This window comes from Mesorhizobium sp. M7A.F.Ca.MR.362.00.0.0, from assembly GCF_004023175.1.
GTDB lineage: Bacteria > Pseudomonadota > Alphaproteobacteria > Rhizobiales > Rhizobiaceae > Mesorhizobium.
Map to the genome: position 1 here is coordinate 1 of NZ_RZTF01000541.1, position 3,389 is coordinate 3,389.

Below are 3,389 nucleotides of genomic sequence, written 5' to 3' on the forward strand. Positions count from 1 at the left end.
GCAGCGTTTCGGGGATGAGGCAGCGCTGATCGGTATGGGCACGCATTCCGGCACTGTAGCGGCCGCCAGCGACTGGGACGGCAAAATGGAGGTGAAGCAAATTCGCGCGTCGCACGCCGACAGCTACGAACGGCTTTGCCACGATTCCCTTGTGTCGCGGTTCCTGCTCGACCTCGGGCGCGACACAACGCTGCGTGAGCGGCTGCTGGAACGCAGGCTGGAGCGATTCATCGGGGTGATCTACCGGCCGGAAACCGAGCTGGGCAGCCACTATGCGGACGCTTCCCTGCCACGGCAGTTCGACGCGTTCCTATGGTTCGACAAAACCGCGGCAGTGACGCCGCTTGGCCCGGAGCATGCAAGAACCGGCGTTCCCGACACCTACCCGTTCGGGCTTTAGCCGGCGCGCGGCGAACCAATGAAGAAGCTGAGGCGTGGAACCGGAACGAACTATCCGGTCTGCGATTTCAAAACTGCAATCCCCGTCGAAGGAGTTTTCTCATGACCGGAACCAAACATCCGAAATGGAAGAAACCGAGCGATGCCGACTTGGCGAACAATCCTGGTATCGGGACTTCCAAGGGAACGATCAAGGAAGGCGAAGAGTTCGAGCTTGAAGGCGAGAACACGGTCGAAGGTGACATCGAAAACGACACGACCGCCGCTGGCGGGATCGATCCAAGACAAAAAATGCGGACCAACAAATAGCTGCCCTGCGCGTCGCTGCGATCAACTTCGCCGGAAGGAGTGAACCATGCCACTTGCCCTTAGCAGTGCCGCCTTTGCCGAAGGCGGACAAATTCCCGAAAGATACACACGAGACGGCAAAAACGTATCGCCGCCGCTGAAATGGTCTGGAGTGCCGGACGAAGCAAAGAGCCTCGTTCTCGTCGTTCAGGATCCTGACGCGCCGAGCGGAACGTTTGGTCATTGGGCGGTGTTCAACATCTCCCCGGACACGAGGGAACTTCCCGAGGCCGAAAGCGGCAATCCGGGTCCGGGCGCCCTCAGGCAAGCAACGAATGATTTTGGCAACGCCTATTACGACGGCCCTGAACCGCCGGTCGGACATGGCGTTCACCATTACCATTTCCGGCTGGCCGCGCTCGACACGCCGAGCCTTGCCATTCCAGCCAGCGTGGGCATCGAGCGCATCTGGCGGGAGGCGCAGAAACATTCGCTTGAGCAGGCTGAACTCATCGGAACCTACGAACGCAATTCGTAAGTTAATGACCAGGGGCGACCGAGGTGGCCTGCTGCACGGAACGGTTATCCTCCTCGCCGGTTGTCTGGGAAAGGAGATGCCGCCATGTTTGGAGATATCATGTGGTTGGTCGTCGTTGCCGGCGGCCCATTGCTGCTGATCGTGCTGATGGCCTATGCCGTTATCGCACGCCGTCGGCGTGGACCCGCCGAACAACGGGAGAGCGACCGGGCGACCAACCGGCTATACCAGGACAAGCGTTGATCCGCGTCGGCAAGACATCCAATCGGCAAGACAGGGGATCGTATGCCGCACCGAAGCGACGACGATCCCCAACTACGGTCAGCGCATTATCCTTTGCCGCAACCACGCAAAGAACCTGCCGCTGATGGCTGAGCGGACCCGCGTCGCAGCCCAGCGCGCTTTCATGGTTGAGCCGACGTGGCAATCGCAGACGATGTCGTGCAGCTGCCAGTCGTTCAGCTCGAAAAAGCGCCTTGCCTCACCGTATGTGTCGTCCTTTAAACCCGATGCGCGCAGCACTGGATCCTCGAAGGCGACCGAAATTGCCGTTCCCTCGCCCCGCATCAATGAACGTGCTTCAGGGTGCAGATGTTCGGTGCCTGCAAACGCCCCAAGGCATCGCTCGGGATTGCGCTCCAGCAGTTCAGCCCAGCGCTCTATGCGCTGATTTCGTGTCATGGCGGAATAAGCAGCCGACGATTCAATCTTGGCGACGGCATGCAGTTGGTCGAGTGTTTGATGTTTCATGGCCAGCTCCTGTTGAGGCAGCGAAGCGCCCACGCCTTCAAGGGAATTACCGCGCGTTAATGCTTCGACAAGAGCGCCAGGCTGGAGAATTCGACACAACCGGATTGGGCCGGCGGGATCATAAACACGCCGGCTGCGTTCATCGACGGGGGCTGCTTGTGACAAGCCACTGATCCGCGACGGGATGCATCCATGTTCATCCAGCCAATCGACTATTTCCTTGCCGTCTGGTTCGCTCTTGCCGCCGCCTCGACGCTTTATGTCGGCTTCGATCAATACCGCAACAATCCCGAACCGGTGGTGATGAAATGGGGCTTCATCCTGGTGACCCTCTATATGGGTCCATTGGGGCTGCTGCTTTATGTGCTTGCAGACAAGGAGCCACGTCCAGGCGAGCATGAAGACTTCACCAGGCCGCTGTGGAAACAGGGGGTCGGCTCGACCATCCACTGCGTTGCCGGCGATGCGACCGGCATCATTCTCGCCGCAGTCATCACGGCAACGCTTGGCCTGCCGATGTGGCTCGACCTCATCGTCGAATATCTGGCGGGCTTTGCCTTCGGCCTGTTCATCTTCCAATCGCTGTTCATGAAATCGATGATGGGCGGCACCTACTGGGAGAACGTGCGCAAGAGCTTCTTGCCCGAGTTCATCTCGATGAATTTCATGATGGCCGGCATGGCGCCCGTCATGAGCTTTCTGATGATGGGACGCGACATGCGCGCCATGGAGCCGACCGAGCTTTTGTTCTGGGGCGTGATGTCGATCGGCGTCATCGCCGGCTTCACGCTCGCCTATCCGGCCAATGTCTGGCTGGTCGCGCGCGGGCTGAAGCACGGATTGATGACGCAGCGCCCGCAGGCGAACGAAACGAGCAATGGAGAGCCGACCGCCCACCAACAGCACGCTACGCATCACCCCAACGCCGGCGACGATCGACGAAGCCGCAACACCTCCCACAAGTCCAAACGCAGCGGCCATCAGATGGAGACGGACGCTACGACGCCGCAGATTGCGGCCCTCGGTATTGTGTCGGTGTTGGCGTTGGCGATCGGCATGGCCGCGCCGGCGAACTGGCTGAACCTGACGCTTTCGGCGCGTGACGTCGGCGGCGCGATCATGCCGCAAGGCATGATCATGGGTCGCGACACGCCGGCGGAATCCATGCGTGATATGGCTGCAACCGATCCGCGTCGCGTTACCTCGTCCTATGGTCTTGCCGCCAAGGGCGACCAGGAACTGCCATTCCGTCTAGAGAACGGCGTCAAGGTGTTCGAGCTCAGACCATCGGTGGTCCGCTGGCAGATCCTGCCCAACGTCGCGGTCGACGCCTATGCCTACAATGGCCAGATTCCCGGTCCGCGCATCCACATTCGCCAGGGCGATAAGGTTCGCATCGACGTCACCAACGACC

General features: G+C 60.3%; 6 protein-coding genes. 5 read left to right on the forward strand and 1 reads right to left on the reverse strand.

Annotation, left to right across the window (positions count from 1 at the left end; all coding sequences use genetic code 11):
• The 4 genes from EOC06_RS34735 to EOC06_RS34750 all read left to right on the forward strand — a co-directional run.
• On the forward strand, positions 1-400 hold a 400-nt coding region (locus tag EOC06_RS34735), incomplete at its 5' end, for an erythromycin esterase family protein (protein WP_164898913.1).
• A gap of 101 nt (positions 401-501) precedes the next feature.
• Positions 502-708: a hypothetical protein gene (locus tag EOC06_RS34740; RefSeq protein ID WP_128309935.1), complete on the forward strand. Its 207-nt coding sequence runs from the start codon at positions 502-504 to the stop codon at positions 706-708.
• A 46-nt stretch (positions 709-754) separates the two neighbouring features.
• Positions 755-1,225, forward strand: a complete 471-nt coding sequence (locus EOC06_RS34745; RefSeq protein ID WP_128309936.1) for a YbhB/YbcL family Raf kinase inhibitor-like protein — start codon at positions 755-757, stop codon at positions 1,223-1,225.
• A gap of 84 nt (positions 1,226-1,309) precedes the next feature.
• Positions 1,310-1,468, forward strand: coding sequence for a hypothetical protein (locus EOC06_RS34750; RefSeq protein WP_127268877.1), 159 nt, complete (start codon positions 1,310-1,312; stop codon positions 1,466-1,468).
• A 78-nt stretch (positions 1,469-1,546) separates the two neighbouring features.
• Here EOC06_RS34750 and EOC06_RS34755 read toward each other — a convergent pair whose 3' ends face one another.
• A complete protein-coding gene (locus EOC06_RS34755) occupies positions 1,547-1,975 on the reverse strand; it encodes a hypothetical protein (RefSeq protein WP_127268879.1) in 429 nt (142 codons plus the stop codon).
• Between the two features lie 192 nt (positions 1,976-2,167).
• On the opposite strand from EOC06_RS34755, the gene EOC06_RS34760 reads away from it, so the two are divergent.
• A partial coding sequence (locus EOC06_RS34760; RefSeq protein ID WP_128309937.1) for a DUF4396 domain-containing protein occupies positions 2,168-3,389 on the forward strand: 1,222 nt, incomplete at its 3' end.

What these genes read in the sequence shown, in the direction of transcription:
- EOC06_RS34740 (WP_128309935.1), top strand. Translation starts at nt 502, where the DNA reads ATGACCGGAACCAAACATCCGAAATGGAAGAAACCGAGCGATGCCGAC.
- EOC06_RS34745 (WP_128309936.1), top strand. Translation starts at nt 755, where the DNA reads ATGCCACTTGCCCTTAGCAGTGCCGCCTTTGCCGAAGGCGGACAAATT.
- EOC06_RS34750 (WP_127268877.1), top strand. Translation starts at nt 1,310, where the DNA reads ATGTTTGGAGATATCATGTGGTTGGTCGTCGTTGCCGGCGGCCCATTG.
- EOC06_RS34755 (WP_127268879.1), bottom strand. Translation starts at nt 1,975, where the DNA reads ATGAAACATCAAACACTCGACCAACTGCATGCCGTCGCCAAGATTGAA.